Below are 22,664 nucleotides of genomic sequence, written 5' to 3'. Positions count from 1 at the left end.
AGTCGATCGAAGCACCCCGATCCGTGGCGACGCGGATCGGGTTTTTTATTGGCGGTCAGTCAGGGCGGTCAGGCCTGTTGCTCCGGCTTCACGTCCGTGCGCTCGGCGATCACCACCGCGTAGCGGCCGACCGCATCGGCAATGCGTTGCGCGAACTCGGGATCACGCACCGCGCGCGCAAGCGTGACGCCGCCGGACAGCAGTGCGAGGAACGCGATGGCCCGATCGTCGTCGGGCGGGTTATCCATTCCGGCCGACACGTCGTCGACGATCTGCCGCAGTGCCTGCTCGTACGCGTCGCGCGTTTCGTCGTCGGCGCGCATCACTTCCGGGGACAGGCTCGGCAGCGCACAGCTTTCGCCGAGTTCGCAGGTGCGTCGCGGGCCGAGGTAGAACGACACGAACGGGCGCCGCCAGCGCGCGCCATGCTCGGCCTTGAACGTCGCGACGCCGTGCCGGAGCTGGGCGAGGCCATCGAGGACGACCTGCCGGAACGCTTCGCCCTTCGTTTTGAAATGGCCGTAGAACGCGCCGTTGGTGACGCCCGCCGCCTTCGTCAGCGGACCGATGCCGGAGCCGCCATACCCCTCCTCGCGGAACAACCGGCTCGCGGCTTCGAGGATGCGCGTACGGGTTTCGTGCTTGTGCTCGACGGAATAACGCATGACAGGCTCGCTTCAGAGCGATCACTCTTTATCTTGCATAGAGAGCGATCAGTGTCTAATGTATAGAGAGTGACTGGTATTTATATCACGTCACCTGACCGATGACCTGACCAGGAGAAAGTGCGATGCCGATTACGCTGACAGTATCCGAAGGGGTTTTCACGCCGGACGACGAGGGGGCGGTGTTTGCCGAGTTGACCGATGCGCTGCTGGACGTTGAGGGACTGACCGGGAATGCGTTCCTGGCGCCGAACGTGGTGGGCACGCTCAACGTGCTGCCGCGACACCGGACCTTCGTGCATGGGCGCGCGGAGCCTGCCGCGTTCGTCGAGCTGAAGTTGCCCGCCGTGGCGCTCGCGGCGCCCGAGCGGCAGCGGGAATTCGTCGAACGGGCGACCGCGATCGTGCTGCGCTGGGCAGGTGGGCGGCTGACGGCCGCGCAGGTGTGGGTGAATGTCGTTCATGCGGTCGACGGCGGGTGGAGCATTGCCGGGCGCCGCTACGACAACGCGGCACTCGTCGATTCGATCCAGCGTGCTGCTGCGCACTGATCGCAACTAACGGTCAAGCCGTCCGGCGTTGACCGACGGCGTGGCGGCGCTCGCCGCCACGCCGCATTCGCACCCGGTGCCACGCGTGTCGGTTTACGCCAAAATTACTTGATCAAACGCATCCCGGCGACCTTCGAGGCCGTGACATCGAAAGTTGCCGTGTACTCGCAATCGGCGGCGTGCCCCGACCGCTCGATCAGGCAGTCGGCGAAATCGGCCTTCGCAGATGACATGAAAGCGCGAAGCGCTTTTCGCACCGTGTCCGCACCTTCAACGACCAATTCCTTGGTCGCGATCATCGAATCGATAATGTCCTTCATCTGCTCACGTTCGACACCGTAGCAGCGACCGAGCACCCACACGACCTCGACCAGCGCGACCTGCGAAACGTACCCCGGCCGTTCGGCCGAAAGGCTCTCCATCAGCGCTGTCGCCTTCTTCGACTGCACGACGTCATCCTGGGCGAAGTAACGAACCAGCACGTTTTTACATCCAGCCCAATCATCGCGCGGATGCTCCCGGCTCGGCGATGGCCCGGTTCATCTCTTCGAGCGACACCGGTTTCGAGGGCTTCCTCACGATGCCCTTGAGCGACGCGAGCGAGCGTGTGGCTGGATAGACCTCGTACCGGCCCGTGGTCTCGTTGTAGCTGAATTCGATCCGGTCGCCGGACCGCAAGCCAAGCCGATTCCGCACGTCGACGGGAATCGTGACTTGGCCCTTCGAAGTGATGGTTGCAGTGGTCATGGTGATGGCTCCAATTTTCCCTGCTTTAAGGTAAGGGAATGGGAAAGACAAGGTCGAGCACGCGGGTGCTCCGTGGACCAACTGCCCACGAGATCGGTCGGCGTCACTCGCCGAGGTCGATCGTGGCGACAGCATCTAGCTACTCGCGTTCGGACGCCGCCGCCACGAACGGATACCCCCCTAATTTTCGTCACCCGCCACCCGCAGCGCGCGAACCAGTTCGTTGGCCGCCTTGCCGAGCCCCGTATGCTTCGGCCGCCGCAGGTACACGGGCAGCGGCAGCCCGTTGCGGATGTTCGCGAACACGAGCGGCGCGAGTTCGCCGTCGGCGACGTATCGGCCGATCATGGATTCGGGCAAATTCGCCCAGCCATGCCCGGCCTTCACGAGCGCGATCGCGGTGGCCATGTCCGTCACCTTCCACGTGCGGTTGCCGATCACCGGCCGCACGTCGGTGAGCGGCCGTTCGGGATCGGCGATCACGATCTGCCTGAAGCCCGACAACCGCTCGATCGCTTCCGGTTGCGCGCATTCGGCGATCGCCGGATGGCTCGGCGCGGCGACCGCGACGAGCGTCTCGGTCCACAGCGCGTGGATCTGCTCCTGCGGATGCAGGTCGAGCCCGCCATACGCGACACAGAGATCGACGGCGCCGCGATGCAGCGCATCGATGATCACGTCCTGCGGCGCCGTGACGATGCTGATCGCGAGCGCCGGGTATTTCGCGGCGACGGCCGTCAGCGCGCGGGCGACGGGCGCGCCGTCGAGTTCGGCGGCGAGGCCGAGCCGCAACGTATCCTCGACGCCTTCCGACAGGTGCTGCGCATGCGCGCGCAGCGCGTGCAGCCGCTCGGCGATCGACCGCGCGTCGGGCAGCAGCGCCGCCATCGCGGCGGTCGGCGTCGGTTCGCGCGTGCCGCGGTCGAACAGCATGAGGTCGAGCTCGGCCTCGAGGTTCGCGATCGCCATGCTGATCGCCGACGGCGTGCGGCCGAGCGCGCGCGCGGCCGCGGAAAACGAGCCTTTGTCGATGACGGTCAGCAGCATGTCGATGTGGTCGCTGGTCAGCATGCACTGGCCTCCTGTCAGAAAAATTGAAAGGACCTGACTTTTGCGGACACGCTACCCGCTGATAGTCTCGCCACCTCGTTCGATAGAAGGTGGATGGTCATGCAAGGGTGGAAGAGACGCATAGTCTACGTCGTGGTGTTCGAAGTGCTCGGCATCCTGATCGCATCGTCGGTGCTCGGCATGCTGAGCGGCGCGAGCGTGGCGACGAGCGGCGCGATGGGCGTGATGATCTCGACGACGGGCGTCACCGTCAATTTCCTGTACAACCTCGCGTTCGAGGCGTGGGAGCGCAGGAGCGCGGCGACGACGCGCACGGTCGGGCGCCGCGTGCTGCAGGCGATCGGCTTCCAGGTTGCGCTCGTGACGTTCCTGATCCCGCTGATCGCGTGGTGGCTCGACGTGTCGCTGCTGCAGGCGTTCCTGTACGACGCGGTGCTGATCGTGTTCTTCCCGATCTTCACGTTCACGTACAACTGGGCGTTCGACAGCGTGTTCGGGCTGCCCGATGCGGTCACGCGCAAGGCGGAGCCGGAGCCGGCCGTGTGGTAAGCCGTGCTGACGGAATGGCGCAGGCGGATTGACGGGGCGGACGCGCCGGTGACGCACGGCGGTTGATGAAGCGGCGATGCGGCGCGTATCCGCATCGTCGTTGAACAGCGAGGAGAACGGGCGGCGCGGAAACCGCCCGCGAGCGTTACGCGGCGACGAACTCGTGCACGAAGCGGTTGAACACGGCGGGGCTCGCGGCGTTCATCCCGTGCGACGCGCCGGCAACGGTCTGCCGTTGCGCATTGCCTATCCACTGCGACAGCGTGTCGACGTTGTTGCGGAACATCTTCGGGCTGCGCTGGCCGTCGATCAGCAGCGTGCGGCATGCGATGTCGCCGGCCGTGTGCTGCGAGTACGCGGGCAGCGGGTCGCGCAGCTGCTTCGGCAGCGTGCTCGCGTTGTCGATCGCCATCGTGCGGAAACGCGACGTGCTCTTCTTCCATGCACCCGGCAGGCTCACGGAATCGACGAACATCTCGAGGCCCGATTCGACGTCGCCTTGCCCGATCAGGTTCACGGCCTGCGTGCGCAGCGCGATCGCGGCGGCCGGCAGCGCGGCTTCGCGCACGCCCGGCTGTTGCAGCGGGCCGCCCGGATCGGCGAGGGTCAGCGATTCGACGAGATGCGGATGCTGGCGCGCGACGTTGAACGCGACACTGCCGCCGCGCGAGTGGCCGACCAGGTGCACCGGGCCGAGATCGAGCGCGTCGATGAATTCGGCGAGCTCGTCGACATGGTTCTGCCAGCTGAACTCGTCCTGGATGCCCGCTTCGACGGCCGGCCAGTAATGGCTGAGGCTCGGCGCGATGCAGCGGTAGTGGGCCGACAGCGCGGCGAGCTGCGGATCCCAGTAGCGGTAGTCGCACAGCGAGCCGTGCACGAACACCATCGGCGCGCCGCTGCCCCGCTCGACATACGGCAGGCTGATGCCTGACGAAAGCGTCGCAAATTGCAGGTCGGGGTTCGCGAGCACGGACGGCTCGATTCGCATGTTCATGACTGAAAGACTCAAAGGTGCGTCAACACGACGCAACTATGCATCACGGCGACCTGCAAGGAAAACGCATAATTTTCATCGTGACGATCAATTTTATTGATGGCTCGGCCGCAAACCCTTGTCGGAAGGGGGCGGGTGTCGATGCTTTCAATCATCTGACGATTGGTCGAGGCGCCGGAAAGGACAAAAAGGGACGTGCGGCGGCCTGCGAAGCAGCGCATCGCACTTTTAGAAAACGGGAAGAACGCGAGCCGCCGAAAGCGGCGCGCGCGTCAGCGCACCGCCAGCGCGGGCGCGGTCTGAAGCACGACCGGGAGGTCGTTGTCGGTCGCGAACTGCATCGCGAAATCGAATGCGTCCGCACACACGGTGCGCAATTCGTCCGACACGAACAGGCATTTGACGTTGCCGTCGACGACGGGCATCGCGAGCCGCGACAGCGCGCACGGATAGCCGGGCCGTCGTTCGCCGACGAACAGTGTGATGACGCCCGCGAGGCGTTCGGGCCAGTCGCTCGGGCGAAAGGTTTTCTGCGCGTGCGTGACGCCGCGGATCAGGTGGCCCGTGACGCGGCCGTGTTCGGTGATGTCGATGCGATCCATGCTGGAGTGCGTGTCCTCGTTCTCGTCATTCGCCGCCATCGGCCGCCGCGTCGCCGCGCGCGGGAATCCGCAGGTTGCGCAGCTTGTGATAGAGCGTTTTCTTCGGCATCCCGAGCGCTTCGCTTGCCTCCGCGACGTTGCCGTTGTGACGCTGCAGCATGTCCTCGATCAGCATCCGCTCGAAATACGCGAGCTGTTCCGCGAGCGTGCCGCCTGCGGCCGGCGTGCCGCCGGACGACAGCAGGCTGTCGCCGGTCAGCCCGAGCACGAAGCGGTCGGCCACGTTCTGCAGCTCACGCACGTTGCCGGGCCACGCATGCGTCATCAGTTCGGATACCTGCGCAGCCGTGACGACCGGCGCCGGCTGCCCGAAGCGGCGTGCGGCCGCGAGCACGAAATGCTCGAACAGCAGCGGGACGTCCTCGCGCCGCTCGCGCAGCGGCGGCAGTTCGATCTGCGCGACGTTGAGGCGATACAGCAAGTCCGCGCGAAAGCGGCCGTCGGCCGCGAGCTCGGCAAGATCGGCCTTCGACGCGGCGACCACGCGGCAGTCAACCGGAATCAGCTCGTTCGCGCCGAGCCGCTCGACCACGCGCTCCTGCAGCACGCGCAGCATCTTGACCTGCAGTGGAATCGGCATCGTCTCGATCTCGTCGAGGAACAGCGTGCCGCCGTCCGCCCATTCGATCTTGCCGATGCGTTTCTTGATCGCGCCGGTGAACGCGCCGGCTTCATGGCCGAACAGTTCGCTCTCGAACACCTGCTCCGGCAGGCCGCCGCAGTTCAGCGCGACGAAATGCGCGTCGCGCCGGCCGCCGAAGTCGTGCAGGCTGCGCGCGATCAGTTCCTTGCCGGTACCCGTTTCGCCGGTGATCAGCACCGACACCGACGTATCGGCGAGGCGCAGGATCTTCTTGCGCACGTCGGCCATCGCGGGCGACTTGCCGAGCACGAACGCCTCGATGCCCTGCCAGTTGTTCAGCGCCGCGCGCAGCCCCTGGACCTCGAGCGTCAGGCGGCGCTTCTCGACCGCGCGCGCGACGCGCCCCGCGATCACGTCCGACGAGAACGGCTTCTCGATGAAGTCGTACGCGCCGACCTGCATCGCGCCGACGGCCGTCGAGATGTCGGCATGGCCGCTGATCAGCACGACCGGGATCTGCGCGTCGATGGCCATCACGCGATCGAGCAGCTGCAGCCCGTCGATGCCCGGCATCCGCACGTCCGACACGATCACGACCGGCGCGCCGGGCGCGACGTGATGCAGCGCGTCGGCGGCCGACGCGAACGCATCGACCGCGAAGCCGGCAAGCGCTACCGCCTGCTCGACGCCGATCCGGACGTTTTCATCGTCCTCGACGACCAGCACCCGAATCTCATCTTCCATGCTCTGTCCTTTGCAGCGTGGCCGCCGCGAATTCGATACTGAACTGCGCGCCGCCTTCGTCGCGGTTCGTCGCGGCGATCTTCGCGCCGAACGCCTCGACGATGCGCGACGTGATCGCGAGGCCGAGCCCGAGGCCCTGACCGCGCGGCTTGGTCGTGACGAACGGCTCGAACAGGTGCGGCAGCACGTCGGGCGCGATGCCCGCGCCGCTGTCGGCCACCGTGAAGCGCACGCGGCCGGCTTCGTCCGGCCCGGCGGCCTCGATGACGATGCGGCGCACGGGCGCGTCGTGCACCGCGTCGAGCGCGTTGCCGAGCAGGTTCACGATCACCTGCTGCAACTGGCTCGATTCGGCCGACACGGCGGTGCCCGGCGCGATGTTCACGTCGAGCTGCACGCCTTCGTCGCGGATCCGCGCATCGTAGATGAGCCGCGCATGCGCGACGGCCTCGTTCAGCGACACCGCGACGCGCTCGACGTCCGGCTTGCGCGCGAAGGTCTTCAGCTCGCCGGTGAGCACCGCCATGCTGTCGACGAGCTTGCCGATCCGTTCGAGATTGGCGAGCGCCGGCGCGGGCTGGCCGCGCTCGAAGAACGTGCGCGCGTTGTCGCACAGCGTGCGGATCGCGACGAGCGGCTGGTTCAGCTCGTGCGTGAGGCCGGCGGCCATCTGTCCGAGCACCGCGAGCTTGCCCGCATGCACGACTTCCTGCTGCGATGCGCGCAGCCGCTGCTCGGTGCGCTCGCGCTCGACGATCTCGCGCTGCATCCGTTCGTTCGCGGCCGTCAGCGCGGCCGTGCGCTGCGCGACGGTCAGCTCGAGCTGGTCGTTCGCGCGCCGCAGCGCGTCCTGCGCGTTCAGCCGCGCGACGATCGCCCGGCGGCGCTGGATCGCGTAGCCGGCGAGCAGCGCGGCGATCAGGAACGCGCCGGTGACGAACACGAAGGCCGTCTGCTGCTGGCGCCGCGCGCCCGCGATGTCGAGCAGCACCATCAGCGAATCGCCGGCCTGCGGCGCGGGGCGCGACATCACGAGATAGCGCGTGGTGCGGCCGCTGTGGCGCGTATCGGGGAAGGTGCCGAACCACGCGGCCGCGCTGCGGTCGCCGATATGGCGGTACGGCAGCGCGTCGACCGTGCGGCCCGCGTATTGCCGCGACGCCTGGATGTCGCGCTGCTGCTGCGCGGTGATCGGGCGCAGCGCGGTGAATTTCCAGGCGGGTTCGGTCGAGATCACGACCACGCCGTTGCTGTCGACGACCATCGCGGCGACGCCCGGCGCGCGCCACGCCGATTCGAGCGAATCGACGCTGATCTTCACGGCGGCCACGCCGATCGGCACGCCTTCGTCGCGCACCGCGCTGGCGAAGTAGACGCCCGGCACGCCGGTGTTGGTGCCGATGCCGAAGAAGCGGCCGCTGCCGCGCGCGAGCGCGTCCTTGAAATACGGCCGGTACGACACGTTGGTGCCGACGAAGCTGAGCGTCTCGTTCCAGTTGCTGGCGGCGATCACGTCGCCCTGCAGGTCGATCACGTCGACCGCGCCGCTGCCCGCGTCGCGGTTCACGGCTTCGAGGTAGGTGTCGACCGTGTGCACGAGTTCGGGAGCGTCATGCGGCGCGGCTTTCAGCATCGCGCGCACGCCGTCCTGCCGCGCGACCAGGCCGGGCAGGATCTCGAAGCGGCCGAGCTCGCTTTTCAGGCTCGACGCATACAGGTCGAGCCGGTGCGCGCCGGTTTCCTCGAGCGCGTCGATCGCGCGTTCCCACGCGAAATCGACGGCCGCGGCCGCCACGCACACATACAGCACGCCGGCCGATGCCCAGCCCCACCACGGGATGCCCTTGAAGCTCTTCTGCACGTTCGCCCTCATCGAAACCCGCAACCGTCCGCACGGCGTGACGCCCGAAACGACGCCCCGAACGACGCGCGCCGCGCGCCGGCTGGGCCGGCGGCGGCGCGTGCAAAGCGGCCTGCGCGACGGTGCGCGCGGCGGCGCGTCATCCGAAGTGGGCGACCAGGATCAGCGTGACCGTGACGACGATCGCGCCGCCGATCCGCGTCGCGATCTGCGCGAACGGCATCAGCTGCATCCGGTTCGCGGCGGTCAGGATCGCGACGTCGCCGGTGCCGCCTTGCCCGCTGTGGCAGGCGTTCACGATTGCGGTGTCGATAGGGTACATCTTCATCAGGCGGCCGACCACGAAACCGGTGCCCATCAGCGTCGCGACGGTCGACACGATCGTGACGACGTTGACGATCGTGAACGCGGCGGTCAGCTTGTCCCACGGTGTCATCGCGACGCCGATCGCGAACAGCAGCGGATACGTGACGGCGGTCGAGAAGAACTTGTAGACGACGAACGCGCCTTCCTGCAGCGGCGGCGACACCGCGCGCGCGAGCTTCACGAGCACCGCGAGGAACAGCATCGCGACCGGCGCGGGCAGGCCGAACAGCTTGTGCGCCATCAGGCCGACCAGGTACAGCGTGATCGCGGTGATGCCGGCGCCCGCGATGTGCGAGACGTCGACGTGGCCGCGGATTTCCTCGTTCTCGGGCGTCATGTCGCCCGATTCGCCGACCTGCAGGCGGCCGTTGCCGGTCAGGTGCGGGAAGCGCTTGCCGAGCATGTCGAGCGCGCCCGACAGGATGATCGCGGTCAGGCTGCCGAGCATCACCGGCGGCAGCACCATCGCGAACATCTCGCCTTGCGGCAGGTGCATCAGTTCCGAATAGCCGATCGACAGCGGAATCGCGCCTTCGCCGACGCCGCCGGCCATGATCGGCACGACGATGTACAGCAGCGTGTGGCGCGCGCCGAGGCCGAGCGCGGTGCCGACCGCCGTGCCGACGATCGCGGCCGCGACCGAGCCGGCCGCGAGCGGGATGAAGATCTTCACGAAGCCCTGGATCAGCACGCGGCGATCCATGCTCAGGATGCTGCCGACGATGATCGACGCGATGAACAGGTACAGGAAGTTGGTCGACTTCGTGAATTCGACGGTGAGGTTCAGCACCGGCTTGGGCAGCACGTGGTAGTACGTGAGCGCCGACGGCACGAAGGTCGCGAAGATCGCGGCCGCGCCGATGTTGCGCAAGAGCGGCAGGCGCTTGCCCAGTTCCGCGCAGGTGAAGCCGAAGAACGCGAGCACCGCGATCGCCATCGAGATCTCGCCGGGCACCTTGCCGGTCACCGAGAAGCCGACGATCAGCGCGAGCAGGATGAAGTAGACGGGCAGCGGAATGATGCCGATGCGAATTTCCATCAGTTTCCACCAGCCTTCAGGCCAGAAGCGCTCGCGCGGGGTGGCGACGGCGTCGGAAACCGGCTCCGGATGGGACGGGGTATGGATAGAGGTCTGCAAGACGTGTCTCCTGATGTTGGTATGCCTGCATGGCTTCGCGGCATCGTGTGCGGTCTATTACGCAACCCCCGTGCCAGAAATCCGGCCTGTCGGAATATTTTTAATGCATTGATTTATAAGGGGTTTGTTTCGTCTGCGGAAAGGGCGGCCCGACCGGCTGGCCGAGATTTCGGAATTCGCCCGGCGCCCAGGCCTAGATTTCGGCCTGGCGGCCGGCCGGGCGCCCGGTCAGGCCGCCGATCCCGCATGGCCGCCCGCCATATCGCCGCGCGCGATTTTCTTCGCACAATCGCTTCGTAGACCGCTCCCGCGCCGCTCTCTATCATCGGCTGATCTTTTCCGATGCGTTTGACCTCTGTCCGGAGAACGCCCGTGCGTTCTCCGCGGCGTCGCTCATCCATCGATACCGTCTTTGGACAGGAGAGTGGTTTCATGCTGCATGCCGTTTTTTCCGCCGGCCGCGTCGCGCGCCTGCTGGCTGCCGCCGTGCTTGGCGTCGCATTGCTCAATGGCGCGCACGCCGACACCGCGCCGCTGAAGGTCGGCATCTCGACCAGCCCGCAGATCGAGGCGCTGAAAGTTGCCGCGAAGGAGGCGAAGGCGCAGGGGCTCGACGTGAAGATCGTCGAGTTCACCGACTGGAATACGCCGAACGCGGCGCTCGCGAACAAGGACATCGACGTCAACTATTTCCAGCACATCCCGTTCCTCGAGAACGCGAACAAGCAGGGCGGCTACAACTTCGTGTCGATCGCGCCCGGCACGATCATGAAGATCGGCCTCTATTCGAAGAAGGTGAAAAGCTTCAGCGAGCTGAAGGACGGCGCGAAAGTCGCGATCGCGAACGATCCGGTGAACGGCGGGCGCGGGCTGCTGTTGCTGCAGCGCGCGGGGCTCATCACGCTGAAGCCGGGCGCCGACTACCGCGCGACGACGCATGACATCGTCGCGAACCCGAAGCACCTGAAGATCATCCCGCTCGAAGCGTCGCAGCTCGCGCGCTCGCTCGACGACGTCGATCTCGCGCAGGGCTACCCGAGCTTCATCAAGCTCGCCGGCACGACCGACCCGAACAGCGCGCTGCTGTTCGACGGCACCGAGAACAAGATCTTCGCGATCCAGTGGGTCGTGCGGCCGGACAGCGTGAACGATCCGCGCATCCGCAAGTTCATCTCGATCTACCAGCACTCGCCGGCCGTGCGCAAGGCGCTCGACAACGCGTTCGGCTCGCTGTACGCGATCGCGTGGTGACGGAGGCGGCATGACGACGGCGAACCGCAAGAAAATCCTGCTCAACGCGTTCAACATGAACTGCGTCGGGCACATCAACCACGGGCTGTGGACGCATCCGCGCGACCGCTCCGCGCACTACACCGATCTCGACTACTGGGCCGACCTCGCGAAGACGCTCGAACGCGGCAAGTTCGACGGGATCTTCCTCGCGGACATCGTCGGCGTGTACGACGTGTTCGGCGGCGGCCCCGACGCCGCGCTGCGCGAATCGGTGCAGGTGCCCGTCAACGATCCGCTGCTGCTCGTGCCCGCGATGGCGCAGGTCACGCGGCACCTCGGCTTCGGCGTGACCGCGAACCTCACCTACGAGCCGCCTTACCTGTTCGCGCGCCGCATGTCGACGCTCGATCATCTGACAAAAGGGCGCGTGGGCTGGAACATCGTCACCGGCTATCTCGACAGCGCCGCGCGCGGGATGGGCCTCGCGCAGCAGATCGGCCACGACGACCGCTACGAGCGCGCGGACGACTACATGGACGTCGTCTACAAGCTGTGGGAACAGAGCTGGGACGACGATGCGGTGATCCGCGACGCGCAGGCGCGCGTGTTCGCGCAGCCGGGCAAGGTGCGGCGCGTGAAGCACGACGGGCCGTTCTATTCGATCGACGCGATTCATCTGAGCGAGCCGTCGCTGCAACGCACGCCGGTGCTGTACCAGGCCGGTTCGTCCGCGCGCGGTGTCGAGTTCGCGGGGCGTCACGCGGAATGCGTGTTCGTGAACGGGCAAAGCAAGGCCGCCGCGCGCGCGGCGACACTCGACATTCGCGCGGCCGCTGCACGGCAGGGCCGTGATCCTGCGTCAATCAAGATCTTTGCCGGCGTGAGCGTCGTGACGGCCGAGACTGAATTGCTTGCCCGCGAGAAGTTCGACGAGTACCGGCGCTACGCAAGCGCCGAAGCCGGTCTCGCGCATTTCGCGAGCTCGACCGGCATCGACTTCGCGAAGTACGGCCTCGACGAACCGATCTCGTACGTGAAGACCGATTCGATCCAGTCGGCCGTCGACGCGATCTCGCGCAAGAGCACGACCGGCACGTGGACCGTGCGCCGCATGCTCGAACAGATGTCGCTCGGCGGCCGCTATGCGCCGATCGTCGGCTCGCCGTCGCAGGTCGCGGACGAGCTGCAGTCGTGGATCGACGAGACCGGCATCGACGGCTTCAACCTGACGCGCACCGTGATGCCCGAGTCGTTCGAGGATTTCGTCGACTGGGTCGTGCCCGAGTTGCAGAACCGCGGCGTCTACAAGGAAGACTACGATCCCGCGCCGACGCTGCGCGAGAAGCTGTTCGGCGCGGGCCCGCGCCTGCCCGCGTGGCATACCGGCGCGCAGCACCGGCCGGGCGCCGCCGTGCACGCCGAATCCGCGCATCCCGCGCATGTCTGAACGTGACGGAGCGAAGCGATGACGCAATTGTTCGATACGCTGGGTTTCATTGAGACGTCGGCAGTACGTGCGGGAGCCGAGGCAACGGCACATGACGAAGCGGCCGCGTCGGCCGAATCGACCCGCGCCGGCGCCGCCGTATCGCTGGAGCAGGTCGGCAAGGTGTTCGCGACGCCGCGCGGCCAGGCCGCCGCATTGCGCGACGTGACGCTCGGCGTGCGGCGCGGCGAGGTCTTCGGGATCATCGGCCGCAGCGGCGCCGGGAAGTCGACGCTGCTGCGGCTCGTGAACGGGCTCGAGCGGCCGAGTTCGGGCCGCGTGCGCGTGCAGGGCGTCGACGTCGGCGCGCTCGACGAGGACGGGCTCGTCGCGCTGCGGCGCCGCACCGGCATGGTGTTCCAGCATTTCAACCTGCTGTCCGCGAAGACGGTGTTCGAGAACGTCGCGCTGCCGCTGAAGATCGCCGGCGTGCCGAAGGCCGAACGCGTGCGCAAGGTCGAGGCGCTGCTCGACCTCGTCGGGCTCGCCGCGAAGCGCGACGCGTATCCGGCCAGCTTGTCGGGCGGGCAGAAGCAGCGCGTCGGCATTGCCCGCGCGCTCGTGCACGATCCGGAGGTGCTGCTGTGCGACGAGGCGACGTCGGCGCTCGATCCCGAGACGACGCAGTCGATCCTCGCGCTGCTCGCCGACATCAACCGTCGCCTCGGGCTGACGATCGTGCTGATCACGCACGAGATGGAAGTGATCCGCGCGGTGTGCGACACGGTCGCGGTGATCGAGCAGGGCGAAGTCGTCGAAACGGGCCCCGTGTGGCGCGTGTTCGGCGATCCGCGCCACGGCGCGACGCGCGCGCTGCTCAGCACGCTCGTGCACGACCTGCCGGCCGAACTGGCCGCGCGCGTGCAGCCGTTGCCGGAACAAGCCGCGTTGCCTGAAGGCGCGCAGGTCGTGCTCGACGTCCGCTATACGGGCGAGAGCGGCGGCGAGCCGGATGTCGGCGCGCTTGCAGTGGCGCTCGGCGGCTCGGTGCGTTTCCTGCACGGCGGGATCGAGCGCATCCAGGGGCACGCACAGGGGCGGCTCGTGATCGCGGCGGCACTGCGTGCGGACGACGCCGGCCAATCGACCGCCCGCGGCGGCGCGGTGGCCGCGCTGCTCGAACGCGCGCGTCGCCACGCGAATCACGCGGAGGTGCTCGGCTATGTTTGACCTCTGGTGGCCCGAACTGCTCGACGCGATCCGCGACACGTTGTCGATGGTCGCAGCGTCGGCCGTGATTGCCGCGCTGATCGGCATCCCGCTCGCGGTGATCCTCGTGACGACCGCGCCCGGCGGCATCTACGAGCGGCGCGGCGTGAATGCGGTGCTCGGCGCGCTCGTCAACGTGTTCCGCTCGACGCCGTTCATCATCCTGCTCGTCGCTTTGCTGCCGTTCACGCGCGTGCTGATCGGCACGACGATCGGCGTCTGGGCGGCCGTCGTGCCGCTGTCGATCGCCGCGATCCCGTTCTTCGCGCGGATCGCCGAGGTGAGCCTGCGCGAAGTCGACCGCGGGCTGATCGAGGCCGCGCTCGCGATGGGCGCGAAACGCCGCCACATCGTCTGGCACGTGCTGCTGCCCGAAGCGCTGCCCGGCATGCTCGGCGGCTTCACCATTACCGTCGTCGCGCTGATCGGCTCGACGGCGATGGCGGGCGCCGTCGGCGCGGGCGGCCTCGGCGATCTCGCGATCCGCTATGGCTACCAGCGTTTCGACACCACCGTCATGGCGACCGTGATCGTGATCCTGATCGCGCTCGTCTCGGCCGTGCAAATCACGGGCGACCGCCTGGTCCGACGCGTGACCCGGCGTACCTGAGCGACGCCACAAGCGTCCGCTCGCTTCATTCATGATCCTGAGAGAAAGAAACCTATGACCTTGCCCATCGGCGCGCCGCGCGAATGGAACGGACAATTCGAGGAAGCGCTGTTTCTCGACGTGGCGCGACGCCATCGTCCTGACTTCCCGGCGAAGCTCGCCACGCCGCCGCGCGAGCCGCGCAACGACGACGAATTGGCCGCCGTCGCCGACTACTACACGAAGATGGCGTCGCACGACCTGTTCATCGTGCAGGTCGTCGCGAAGGCGATCGACACGCTGTTCCGCGACGATCCGCATTTCCAGCTGATCCTGTCGCGCCAGCTCGGCGACGACGGCGCGCACGCGGTGATCGGCCGCGAACGCGTGACCGAACTGACGGGGCGTGACCCGCTGCCGGAAGTCGACCGGCTCGTCGCCGCGCACTGGGCGCGCATCGGCGACATCGCGGTGCGCGACATCGCGGGCTTTCTCGCGTTCGAATGGCATTACGAGCTGCACATCCTCGCGAAGCTGTGGATCCAGCGCAAGACCGGCCGCATCGGCGATTCCGAGATGCGCGAGCACGGCGAGAACCGGATCCGGCCGGACGAGGAATGGCATCGCGTGCAGATCGTCCAGTGGTGGTTCGACACGCTGAAGGCGCTGCCGGCAGCCGAACGCGATGCGCTGATCGATCGCGTGATCGCGGCCGATGAGGAAACGCAGGCGCGGCTCGACGGTTACCTGCACGACGAGTACGCGCATACCGCGCACGTGTTCGGCGCGGATATCGCCGAATACCGCGCGATCTACGACGACTGGCGGCGCGAGATCCTGTCGCGGCTGACCGGCCGCACGCTCGACGCGCTGGTGCCGCTGTCGGGTGAAGCGGTTGCGCAGGAAGCCGTCGCATGAACGATCCACGCGGCCCGGCGACCTTCGCGCCCGATACCGATGCCCCGGCCTTCGACCACGCCGCGCTGGCGCGCGCGATCGACGCGTTGCGCACCACGGCCGCCGCGCGCGACCGCGCGGGCGGTCATGCGGCACAGGAGAAGCAGTGGCTCGCCGATGCGGGCTTGCTGACGCTCGCGGTGCCGCGTGCGTTCGGCGGGCAGGAAGCCGCGTGGCCCGGGATCTACGACGCGATCCGGCAGATCGCGCGCGTCGACAGCGCGCTCGCGCATCTCGTCGGGTTCCAGTGCCTGCAGGTGGTGAGCGTCGACGTGTGGGGCAACGCCGCGCAGCGCGAACGCTACCTGCGTGGCACGGTCGAGCAGCAATGGTGGTGGGGCAATGCGGTCAATCCGCTCGACACGCGGCTCGTGGCCACGGCCACGCCTGACGGCGGCTACCGGCTCGATGGCGTGAAGGGTTTCTGTTCGGGCACACGCGGCTCGCAGCGCATGACGGTGTCCGCGCACGATCCGGACACCGGCCGCACCGTGTTCGGCGTGGTGCCGACCGATCGCGCGGGGATCACGGTCAACGAAGACTGGGATCCGATCGGCCAGCGCCAGACCGACAGCGGCAGCGTGCGCTTCGACGGCGTGACGCTTGCGGCGGACGAGGTGCTGCACCGTTCCGAGACGCCGCCGACCCCGCGCGCGACGCTGCGCACGCTCGTGTCGCAGCTCGTGCTGACCAACCTGTTCGTCGGGCTCGCGGAAGGCGCGCTGGCGGAAGCGCGCGACTACGTGCTGAAGCATGGCCGGCCCTGGATCCAGTCGGAGGTCGCGCAGGCGAGCGACGATCCGTACACGCTGCAGCGCTTCGGCGACATGCGCGTGCGGGCGGTCGCCGCAGCGGCGCTGGCCGATCGCGCGGCCGCCGCGTTGCAGCGTGCATGGGCGCGGCAGGATGCGCTGACGGCGGACGAGCGCGCCGAGGTGGCGCTCGCGGTATCGGAGGCGAAGATCGTCGCGCAGCGCGCGGCGCTCGAGAACGGCGAGGCGCTGTTCGACGCCTGCGGCGCACGCGCGACAGCCGCGTCGCTCTGCCTCGACCGCTTCTGGCGGAACGCGCGCACGCATACGCTGCACGATCCGCTCGACTACCGGTTGCGGGATGTGGGCCGGTTCGCGCTGACGGCCGAGTTGCCGCAGGCGTCGCTCTATACATGACGGCGTGATGCCGGAGCGGCGCGGTCCGCTCCGGACAAAACCTGACCGGCATGCTGGACGTTTGAAATGATATGTTATATCGTTGCGATATAATGTATCACTCGACGATCGTCCACCCTCCTTCCGGAATCGCCCGATGAGCCCCGCACTCCCCCCGTCCACGCGGCTTCCCGTGACCGTCCTGTCCGGCTTCCTCGGCGCCGGCAAGACGACGCTGCTCAACCACATCCTGAACAATCGCGAGGGCCGGCGCGTCGCGGTCATCGTCAACGACATGTCCGAGGTCAACATCGACGCCGCGCTCGTGCGCGACGGCGGCGCGGGGCTGTCGCGCACCGACGAGAAGCTGGTCGAGATGAGCAACGGCTGCATCTGCTGCACGCTGCGCGAGGATTTGCTGATCGAGGTCGACCGTCTCGCGCGCGAAGGGCGGTTCGACCAGCTCGTGATCGAATCGACCGGCATCTCGGAGCCGCTGCCGGTGGCCGAGACGTTCACGTTCGAAGGCGAGGATGGCCGCAGCCTCGGCGAAGTCGCACGGCTCGACACGATGGTGACGGTGGTCGATGCGTTCAATTTCCTGCGCGACTACGCGTCGCGCGACAGCCTGCAGTCGCGCGGCGAATCGATGGGCGAGGAGGATGCGCGCACGGTCGTCGATTTGCTGATCGACCAGATCGAGTTCTGCGACGTGATCGTGATCAACAAGATCGACCTGATCGACGCAAGCGCGCGCGAGCGGCTGGTCGCGCTGCTGCGCGGCTTGAACCCGCGTGCACGGATCGAGATCGCCGAATTCGGCAAGGTGCCGCTCGAGCGCGTGCTCGACACGGGCCTGTTCGACTTCGAAGCCGCATCGCGCGCACCGGGCTGGCTGCAGGAGATGCGCGGCACGCACACGCCCGAGACCGACGAGTACGGCATTCGCAGCTTCGTCTATCGCGCGCGTCGGCCGTTCCATCCGCAGCGTTTCTTCGATCTCGTCGAAAGCGAATGGCCCGGCGTCGTCCGTTCGAAGGGATTCTTCTGGCTCGCCACCCACCCGACCGTGGCCGGTTCGTGGTCGCAGGCCGGTGCGGTCGCGCGGCACGGGCCGGCCGGCTACTGGTGGGCGGCCATGCCGCCCGAGCGCTGGCCGCAGGACGCGGAAGCCGTCGCGCAGATCCGCGCGCGCTGGGACGAGCACGTCGGCGATGCGCGGCAGGAACTCGTGCTGATCGGCATGGACATGGACGAGCCCGCGCTGCGCGCGCGCTTCGACGCGTGTCTGCTGACCGATGCCGAGATGGCCACCGGCCCCGAACACTGGACCACGTGGGACAACCCGTTTCGCGACTGGCCCTGACCTGAACGCGCTTCCTGCATCGATCCGGATGGAGAAGGCGCTCCACCGGATTCCGAGCATGAACGCACCCCTTCCCGATATTTCCCTGACTGATGCCGCGCCGGGCGGCCGCCCGCTCGAATGGGTCGGCATGCAGGGCATCGACCTGCCCGTTGCCGTGGCCGAGCCCGGCTGCCGGCGCGACGTGCATGCGCGCGCCGACGTGCAGGTCGATCTGCCTGCGCCGCACGTGAAGGGCATCCACATGTCGCGGCTGTACCGGCTGCTCGACGGGCTCGACGGGCTCGATGATGGCGCGGCGCTGTCGCCGGCCGGCCTTCAGCGTGTGCTGCATGCGATGGTCGACAGCCATCGCGACTGCGACACGCGCAGCGCGCGGCTCCGGTTGCGCTTCGACTTGCTGGCGCGCCGCGCCGCGCTGGTGACCGACGGGCTGGCCGGATGGAAAGCCTATCCGGTCCGGCTCGACGCGACGCTGACCGGCTCCCGGTTCGCGCTGCGCGCGCAGGTGACGGTAGTCTATTCGTCGACGTGCCCGTGCTCGGCCGCGCTGTCGCGGCACTGGGTCGAGCAGGCGTTCCTGGCGGCATTCGGCCGCGACGATCGCGTGGAGCCGGCGGCAGTCGCCGCGTGGCTGAAGCGGCACGCGACGGCGGCCACGCCGCACAGCCAGCGCAGCGAAGCCGTCGTCAGCGTGGCGCTGCCCGACGATGGCGCGACGCTGGGGCTGATCGACCTGATCGATCGCATCGAGCACGCGCTCGGCACGCCGGTGCAGACGGCCGTCAAGCGCGCGGACGAGCAGGCCTTCGCGGTGCTGAACGGCGGCAACCTGATGTTCGTCGAGGATGCCGCGCGCCGGGTCCAGGCCGCGCTGGACGGCTACCATGCAACCCCGCACGTGCACGTGCGCCATCTGGAAAGCCTGCATCCGCACGATGCGGTGGCCTGGGCCGCGCCGGTGCGCGAAGGCGCCGACGCAAGCTGTTCCGCTTCGAGAACGCGCACGTCGTGCGCGGCTGCAGCACGCGGCGCTGCTCGCATTCGATCCACGGCCATTCGTACCGCGTCGAGCTGTTGCTGGAAGCGCACGCGCTGGATCACGGGCAGATGATCTACGACTTCGGGCTGCTCAAGGGCGACGTGCGCGACCTGATCGACGCATTCGATCACGCCGTGACGCTGTGGTCGGATGACGACCCTTGCTATGTCGAGAGCATGCGCCGGCATTCCGAGCGCTGGGTGCTGCTGCCCGTGTCGCCGAGCGCCGAGCAGTTCTCGCGTGTGTTCTTTCGCCTCGTCGATGCGGCGCTGTCCGGCACCCGCATGACGAACGGCGAAGCCGACGTGCGGCTGCATTCGATCATCGTTCACGAGACCGAGACCGGTTACGCGCAGTGCTTTCGCGACGATGCGTTCAACCCGCGCATGGGCCGCATCGACCTGGACGACATCGTGTTCGCGCCGGCCATCGCCGGACAGTGGCGCGATCCGGGCCTGTTCGAGCGGATCAAGCGCGGCCGCCCCACTTCAAGGCAGGAATCCTGATGATCAGAAAGAACCCGCGCGGCGACCTGCCGCAGATCCACCCGAGCGCCTTCGTCGATCCGACCGCCATTCTGTGCGGGCTCGTGATCGTCGAGGAGAACGTGTTCATCGGCCCGTACGCGGTGATCCGCGCCGACGAAACGGATGCCGGCGGCCGGATCGCGCCGATCGTGATCGGCGCGCATTCGAACATCCAGGACGGCGTGGTGATCCATTCGAAGTCGGGCGCGAGCGTCACCATCGGCCAGCACACGTCGATCGCGCATCGCGCGATCGTCCACGGGCCGTGCAAGGTCGGTAACGGCGTGTTCGTCGGCTTCAACAGCGTGCTGTTCAACTGCACCATCGACGACGGCTGCGTGGTGCGCTACAACGCGGTCGTCGACGGCTGCCACCTGCCGCCGGGTTTCTACGTGCGTTCGACCGAGCGCATCGGGCCGGAAACCGATCTCGCCGCGTTGCCGCAGGTGACGGCTGACGCGAGCGATTTCTCCGAGGATGTCGCACGCACGAACAACGCGCTGGTGCTGGGCTACAAGCACATCCAGAACGAGTTCTGAGTCATGGACGAGCCTATCCGACGTGAAGCGGGCGTGAGCGACGCGCTGAAGCGACGTCACGCCGACCTGCTCGTGCATGGCGGCATCGCGATGACACCCAACGGGGCCGAGCGGATCGACATCGCGTGCGTGGGCGGCCGTGTCGTTGCGCTGGGTGCGTTGCACGGCACGTGGAGCGCCGACGTCCTGCTGGATGCCGGCGGCCTGCACGTGTTGCCGGGCGTCGTCGACAGCCAGGTGCATTTCCGCGAACCGGGCTTGATGCACAAGGAGACCCTCGAGGCCGGCACGCGCGGCGCGGTGCTCGGCGGCGTCACGACGATCTTCGAGATGCCCAACACGCATCCGCTGACGCTGACCGCGCAGGACCTGCAGGCCAAGCTGGATCTTGCGCGCGGCCGTGCATGGTGCGACTACGCGTTCTACATCGGCGGCTCGGCCGCGAACGCCGAACGGCTGCCGGTACTCGAAAACCTGCCGGGCTGCGCGGGGGTGAAGGTCTTCATGGGCAGTTCGTTCGGCGACCTGCTGGCCGACGACGAAGCCGTGTTGCGCCGAATCGTGCGCAACGGGCGGCGGCGCATGGCCGTGCACGCGGAAGACGAGGCGCGGCTGCGCGAACGCCGGGCGCTCGTCGAAGCGAGCGGCGACGTGCGTGATCATCCTCACTGGCGCGACGAGGAAAGCGCGCTGGCCGCGACGCGGCGCATCGTCGGGCTGTCTGCCGAGACGGGCCGCCGGCTGCATGTGCTGCACGTGTCCACCGCCGGCGAAATGGCGTTCCTCGCGCGGCACCGGCAGCGCGTGACCGTCGAGGTCACGCCCCATCACCTGAGCCTGTACGCGCCCGATTGCTACGAGCGGCTCGGCACGTTCGCGCAGATGAATCCGCCGGTGCGCGAGCGGCATCATCAGGACGCGCTGTGGCAGGCCGTTCGCGATGGCGTGGTCGACGTGATCGGCAGCGATCACGCGCCGCATACGCGCGATGAAAAACGCCGGCCCTATCCGCAGTCGCCGAGCGGGATGACCGGCGTGCAGACACTGCTGCCGCTGATGCTCGATCACGTGCATGCGGGCTGCCTGAGCCTCGAACGGCTGGTCGACCTGACCAGTGCCGGGCCGGCGCGCATCTTCGGCATCGCGGGGAAAGGGCGGATCGCGGCGGGCTACGACGCCGATTTCAGCATCGTCGACTTGCGTGCGCGTCGCATCATTCGGGACGAATGGATTGCCAGCGTGAGCGGTTGGACGCCCTACGACGGTTGTGCGGTTACAGGCTGGCCCGTGCACACGGTCGTGCGCGGGCAGGTCGTGGTGCGCGATGGTGCGCTGAACGGGGAGCCGGCAGGGCAGGCCGTGACGTTTCTGGATGCCTAGATCGGCAGGCGAACCGTCTGCTTGATGCGCTTCAGCGGAATCTCGGTTTCGACGTTGCGGACGCCTTCGATCTGCGTGAGCGTCTCCATCTGGAAGCGCTGGTAGTCGTCGAGATCGCGCGCGATCACGCGCAGCAGATAGTCGTAGCTGCCGGCCATCAGATGACATTCGAGTACTTCGGGCGCTTGCTCCATTTCGCGCGCAAAGCGTTCGACGGTGGTCTTATCCTGGCGCTCCAGCGTGACGCGCACGAACGCGGTGAATCTCAGGTCGACGGCAGCCGGGTTCAAGAGTGCGACATACGCATCGATCACGCCTTGTTCCTCGAGCAGATGAACGCGGCGCAGGCATGGCGTGGGCGACAGCCCGGCCTGTTGCGCGAGTTCGGCATTCGTCTGGTTCGAATTCCGTTGCAATGCACGCAGAATGCGCCGGTCGATCGCGTCCAGTTTGATTGGCATTTTTTGCTACCAGAGGCTTTAAAACTAGAGATTAGCTCCAAATCGCTGATTTAACGTAGCCAAATACGCATCCAATCTCCACGGAAGGGCACCGATAATCTGAAGGCCGGCCGGGCGATTCCCGCCCGCCGGCTATCCCTTCAGGAGCGCTTCCATGTCACATCTATCCTGGCTGCCATTCATCGCAACGTCGCTTCTGATCATCGTCACGCCGGGTCAGGACATGGTGCTCGTGATGTCGCGCACGCTGTCCGGCGGCACGCGCGCGGGCCTCGTGACGGCCGCGGGCGTCAGCGTCGGGCTGCTCGTTCATACGATGCTCGCGACGCTCGGTCTGGGCGCGCTTCTTCAGGCGTCCGAATGGCTGTTCACGGCGCTGAAGGTGATCGGTGCGCTGTATCTGTTGTACCTCGGCATCACGTTGCTGCGGTCGTCGGGCGAACTGGCGCTCGCGAGCGGCCGCGACGGTGCGCAGGCATCGCGGCTTCGCACATTCGCGCAAGGCGCGCTGTCCAACGTGTCGAATCCGAAGGTCGCGCTCTTCTATCTGGCGTTCCTGCCGCAATTCGTGCCGGCGGGCACCGCGCATCCGATGCTGTCGCTGTTCGTGCTCGGCGCGACGTTTGCCGGCCTGACGTTTCTCGTCAAGGGGCCGGTCGCGTTGTTCGCGGGCCTGCTGTCTGCATCGATCCGCCGCAATCCGCGCATCCTGACGCGCATGCATCGCGTCAGCGGCGTGGTGCTGCTGGGGCTGGGCGTGAAGCTGGCGCTCGAGCGCCGCTGATCGCGGCCG

General features: G+C 67.5%; 23 protein-coding genes and 1 pseudogene. 14 read left to right on the top strand and 10 right to left on the bottom strand.

Annotated elements, in window-relative coordinates; translation table 11 throughout:
* Positions 1-68: 68 nt before the first annotated feature.
* Positions 69-665, bottom strand: coding sequence for a TetR/AcrR family transcriptional regulator (locus G3N98_RS02135; RefSeq protein ID WP_206147065.1), 597 nt, complete (start codon positions 663-665; stop codon positions 69-71).
* Between the two features lie 125 nt (positions 666-790).
* Here G3N98_RS02135 and G3N98_RS02130 point away from each other — a divergent pair, with 125 nt between their 5' ends.
* Positions 791-1,216 carry a Tautomerase enzyme gene (locus G3N98_RS02130; protein ID WP_206147064.1) on the top strand — a complete coding sequence of 142 codons (426 nt, stop codon included), beginning with the start codon at positions 791-793 and terminating at the stop codon, positions 1,214-1,216.
* A 104-nt stretch (positions 1,217-1,320) separates the two neighbouring features.
* On the opposite strand, the pseudogene G3N98_RS02125 reads toward G3N98_RS02130, so the two are convergent.
* From G3N98_RS02125 to G3N98_RS02115, 3 genes and pseudogenes are all read right to left on the bottom strand, one after another.
* Positions 1,321-1,721, bottom strand: a pseudogene (locus tag G3N98_RS02125) (type II toxin-antitoxin system VapC family toxin).
* Positions 1,718-1,963 (bottom strand): AbrB/MazE/SpoVT family DNA-binding domain-containing protein, encoded by a 246-nt coding sequence (locus G3N98_RS02120; protein ID WP_089475742.1) that lies wholly within the window; start codon positions 1,961-1,963, stop codon positions 1,718-1,720. The pseudogene G3N98_RS02125 and the gene G3N98_RS02120 overlap by 4 nt, the downstream one beginning before the upstream one ends.
* Positions 1,964-2,143: 180 nt before the next feature.
* Positions 2,144-3,034: a LysR family transcriptional regulator gene (locus G3N98_RS02115; protein ID WP_206147063.1), complete on the bottom strand. Its 891-nt coding sequence runs from the start codon at positions 3,032-3,034 to the stop codon at positions 2,144-2,146.
* A gap of 99 nt (positions 3,035-3,133) precedes the next feature.
* Between G3N98_RS02115 and G3N98_RS02110 the strand changes: the two genes are divergently transcribed.
* A complete protein-coding gene (locus tag G3N98_RS02110; protein WP_206147062.1) occupies positions 3,134-3,583 on the top strand; it encodes a PACE efflux transporter in 450 nt (149 codons plus the stop codon).
* Between the two features lie 145 nt (positions 3,584-3,728).
* On the opposite strand, the gene G3N98_RS02105 is transcribed toward G3N98_RS02110, so the two are convergent.
* The 5 genes from G3N98_RS02105 to G3N98_RS02085 all read right to left on the bottom strand — a co-directional run bounded on the left by G3N98_RS02105 (position 3,729) and on the right by G3N98_RS02085 (position 9,934).
* The gene (locus tag G3N98_RS02105) at positions 3,729-4,580 is read right to left on the bottom strand and encodes an alpha/beta hydrolase (RefSeq protein WP_089433378.1); all 852 of its coding nucleotides are present in this window, start codon (positions 4,578-4,580) and stop codon (positions 3,729-3,731) included.
* 272 nt (positions 4,581-4,852) lie between these two features.
* Complete coding sequence (locus G3N98_RS02100; protein WP_089459283.1) at positions 4,853-5,182, bottom strand: DUF3579 domain-containing protein; 330 nt, start codon at positions 5,180-5,182, stop codon at positions 4,853-4,855.
* A gap of 25 nt (positions 5,183-5,207) precedes the next feature.
* Positions 5,208-6,569 (bottom strand): sigma-54 dependent transcriptional regulator, encoded by a 1,362-nt coding sequence (locus G3N98_RS02095; protein WP_089428993.1) that lies wholly within the window; start codon positions 6,567-6,569, stop codon positions 5,208-5,210.
* Complete coding sequence (locus G3N98_RS02090; protein WP_206147061.1) at positions 6,559-8,442, bottom strand: ATP-binding protein; 1,884 nt, start codon at positions 8,440-8,442, stop codon at positions 6,559-6,561. Before G3N98_RS02090 ends, G3N98_RS02095 begins: the two co-directional genes overlap by 11 nt.
* 127 nt (positions 8,443-8,569) lie before the next feature.
* On the bottom strand, positions 8,570-9,934 hold the full coding sequence (locus G3N98_RS02085) for a 2-hydroxycarboxylate transporter family protein (protein WP_206147060.1): 1,365 nt from the start codon (positions 9,932-9,934) through the stop codon (positions 8,570-8,572).
* Positions 9,935-10,366: 432 nt separating this feature from the next.
* Between G3N98_RS02085 and G3N98_RS02080 the strand changes: the two genes are divergently transcribed.
* From G3N98_RS02080 to G3N98_RS02030, 11 genes are all read left to right on the top strand, one after another.
* Positions 10,367-11,185 carry a MetQ/NlpA family ABC transporter substrate-binding protein gene (locus tag G3N98_RS02080; protein WP_206147059.1) on the top strand — a complete coding sequence of 273 codons (819 nt, stop codon included), beginning with the start codon at positions 10,367-10,369 and terminating at the stop codon, positions 11,183-11,185.
* Between the two features lie 10 nt (positions 11,186-11,195).
* The gene (locus tag G3N98_RS02075; protein WP_089429229.1) at positions 11,196-12,614 is read left to right on the top strand and encodes an LLM class flavin-dependent oxidoreductase; all 1,419 of its coding nucleotides are present in this window, start codon (positions 11,196-11,198) and stop codon (positions 12,612-12,614) included.
* Positions 12,615-12,632: 18 nt separating this feature from the next.
* Positions 12,633-13,823 carry an ATP-binding cassette domain-containing protein gene (locus G3N98_RS02070; RefSeq protein ID WP_206147058.1) on the top strand — a complete coding sequence of 397 codons (1,191 nt, stop codon included), beginning with the start codon at positions 12,633-12,635 and terminating at the stop codon, positions 13,821-13,823.
* Positions 13,816-14,472, top strand: a complete 657-nt coding sequence (locus G3N98_RS02065; protein WP_046546161.1) for a methionine ABC transporter permease — start codon at positions 13,816-13,818, stop codon at positions 14,470-14,472. Before G3N98_RS02070 ends, G3N98_RS02065 begins: the two co-directional genes overlap by 8 nt.
* A 54-nt stretch (positions 14,473-14,526) precedes the next feature.
* Positions 14,527-15,369: a hypothetical protein gene (locus G3N98_RS02060; RefSeq protein ID WP_206147057.1), complete on the top strand. Its 843-nt coding sequence runs from the start codon at positions 14,527-14,529 to the stop codon at positions 15,367-15,369.
* Positions 15,366-16,577, top strand: a complete 1,212-nt coding sequence (locus G3N98_RS02055) for an acyl-CoA dehydrogenase family protein (protein WP_206147056.1) — start codon at positions 15,366-15,368, stop codon at positions 16,575-16,577. The genes G3N98_RS02060 and G3N98_RS02055 overlap by 4 nt, the downstream gene beginning before the upstream one ends.
* 136 nt (positions 16,578-16,713) lie before the next feature.
* Positions 16,714-17,922 (top strand): zinc metallochaperone GTPase ZigA, encoded by a 1,209-nt coding sequence (gene zigA, locus G3N98_RS02050; RefSeq protein ID WP_206147055.1) that lies wholly within the window; start codon positions 16,714-16,716, stop codon positions 17,920-17,922.
* Between the two features lie 58 nt (positions 17,923-17,980).
* Positions 17,981-19,036, top strand: a complete 1,056-nt coding sequence (gene folE2 / locus G3N98_RS02045) for a GTP cyclohydrolase FolE2 (RefSeq protein ID WP_206147054.1) — start codon at positions 17,981-17,983, stop codon at positions 19,034-19,036.
* Complete coding sequence (locus G3N98_RS02040) at positions 18,934-19,470, top strand: 6-carboxytetrahydropterin synthase (RefSeq protein WP_346779059.1); 537 nt, start codon at positions 18,934-18,936, stop codon at positions 19,468-19,470. Before folE2 ends, G3N98_RS02040 begins: the two co-directional genes overlap by 103 nt.
* Positions 19,470-20,030 carry a carbonate dehydratase gene (locus G3N98_RS02035; RefSeq protein WP_089433370.1) on the top strand — a complete coding sequence of 187 codons (561 nt, stop codon included), beginning with the start codon at positions 19,470-19,472 and terminating at the stop codon, positions 20,028-20,030. Before G3N98_RS02040 ends, G3N98_RS02035 begins: the two co-directional genes overlap by 1 nt.
* Positions 20,031-20,033: 3 nt before the next feature.
* Positions 20,034-21,410, top strand: coding sequence for a dihydroorotase (locus G3N98_RS02030; protein ID WP_206147052.1), 1,377 nt, complete (start codon positions 20,034-20,036; stop codon positions 21,408-21,410).
* Here the strand turns inward: G3N98_RS02030 and G3N98_RS02025 are convergent.
* Positions 21,407-21,871, bottom strand: a complete 465-nt coding sequence (locus G3N98_RS02025) for an Lrp/AsnC family transcriptional regulator (RefSeq protein ID WP_089462011.1) — start codon at positions 21,869-21,871, stop codon at positions 21,407-21,409. The genes G3N98_RS02030 and G3N98_RS02025 overlap by 4 nt on opposite strands.
* A 154-nt stretch (positions 21,872-22,025) precedes the next feature.
* On the opposite strand from G3N98_RS02025, the gene G3N98_RS02020 reads away from it, so the two are divergent.
* Entirely contained in the window at positions 22,026-22,655 is a 630-nt protein-coding gene (locus tag G3N98_RS02020; RefSeq protein WP_206147051.1) for a LysE family translocator, read from the top strand.
* Positions 22,656-22,664: the final 9 nt, after the last annotated feature.

Source organism: Burkholderia sp. Tr-20390, from assembly GCF_017104595.1.
Classification (GTDB): Bacteria; Pseudomonadota; Gammaproteobacteria; order Burkholderiales; family Burkholderiaceae; genus Burkholderia.
This window is presented reverse-complemented; position numbering and strand designations above follow the sequence as displayed.

Bases quoted from the DNA above. Each gene is read 5' to 3' on its own strand.
- G3N98_RS02135 (WP_206147065.1), bottom strand. From the start codon at position 665: ATGCGTTATTCCGTCGAGCACAAGCACGAAACCCGTACGCGCATCCTC.
- G3N98_RS02130 (WP_206147064.1), top strand. From the start codon at position 791: ATGCCGATTACGCTGACAGTATCCGAAGGGGTTTTCACGCCGGACGAC.
- G3N98_RS02120 (WP_089475742.1), bottom strand. From the start codon at position 1,963: ATGACCACTGCAACCATCACTTCGAAGGGCCAAGTCACGATTCCCGTC.
- G3N98_RS02115 (WP_206147063.1), bottom strand. From the start codon at position 3,034: ATGCTGACCAGCGACCACATCGACATGCTGCTGACCGTCATCGACAAA.
- G3N98_RS02110 (WP_206147062.1), top strand. From the start codon at position 3,134: ATGCAAGGGTGGAAGAGACGCATAGTCTACGTCGTGGTGTTCGAAGTG.
- G3N98_RS02105 (WP_089433378.1), bottom strand. From the start codon at position 4,580: ATGAACATGCGAATCGAGCCGTCCGTGCTCGCGAACCCCGACCTGCAA.
- G3N98_RS02100 (WP_089459283.1), bottom strand. From the start codon at position 5,182: ATGGATCGCATCGACATCACCGAACACGGCCGCGTCACGGGCCACCTG.
- G3N98_RS02095 (WP_089428993.1), bottom strand. From the start codon at position 6,569: ATGGAAGATGAGATTCGGGTGCTGGTCGTCGAGGACGATGAAAACGTC.
- G3N98_RS02090 (WP_206147061.1), bottom strand. From the start codon at position 8,442: ATGAGGGCGAACGTGCAGAAGAGCTTCAAGGGCATCCCGTGGTGGGGC.
- G3N98_RS02080 (WP_206147059.1), top strand. From the start codon at position 10,367: ATGCTGCATGCCGTTTTTTCCGCCGGCCGCGTCGCGCGCCTGCTGGCT.
- G3N98_RS02075 (WP_089429229.1), top strand. From the start codon at position 11,196: ATGACGACGGCGAACCGCAAGAAAATCCTGCTCAACGCGTTCAACATG.
- G3N98_RS02070 (WP_206147058.1), top strand. From the start codon at position 12,633: ATGACGCAATTGTTCGATACGCTGGGTTTCATTGAGACGTCGGCAGTA.
- G3N98_RS02065 (WP_046546161.1), top strand. From the start codon at position 13,816: ATGTTTGACCTCTGGTGGCCCGAACTGCTCGACGCGATCCGCGACACG.
- G3N98_RS02060 (WP_206147057.1), top strand. From the start codon at position 14,527: ATGACCTTGCCCATCGGCGCGCCGCGCGAATGGAACGGACAATTCGAG.
- G3N98_RS02055 (WP_206147056.1), top strand. From the start codon at position 15,366: ATGAACGATCCACGCGGCCCGGCGACCTTCGCGCCCGATACCGATGCC.
- zigA (WP_206147055.1), top strand. From the start codon at position 16,714: ATGAGCCCCGCACTCCCCCCGTCCACGCGGCTTCCCGTGACCGTCCTG.
- folE2 (WP_206147054.1), top strand. From the start codon at position 17,981: ATGAACGCACCCCTTCCCGATATTTCCCTGACTGATGCCGCGCCGGGC.
- G3N98_RS02035 (WP_089433370.1), top strand. From the start codon at position 19,470: ATGATCAGAAAGAACCCGCGCGGCGACCTGCCGCAGATCCACCCGAGC.
- G3N98_RS02030 (WP_206147052.1), top strand. From the start codon at position 20,034: ATGGACGAGCCTATCCGACGTGAAGCGGGCGTGAGCGACGCGCTGAAG.
- G3N98_RS02025 (WP_089462011.1), bottom strand. From the start codon at position 21,871: ATGCCAATCAAACTGGACGCGATCGACCGGCGCATTCTGCGTGCATTG.
- G3N98_RS02020 (WP_206147051.1), top strand. From the start codon at position 22,026: ATGTCACATCTATCCTGGCTGCCATTCATCGCAACGTCGCTTCTGATC.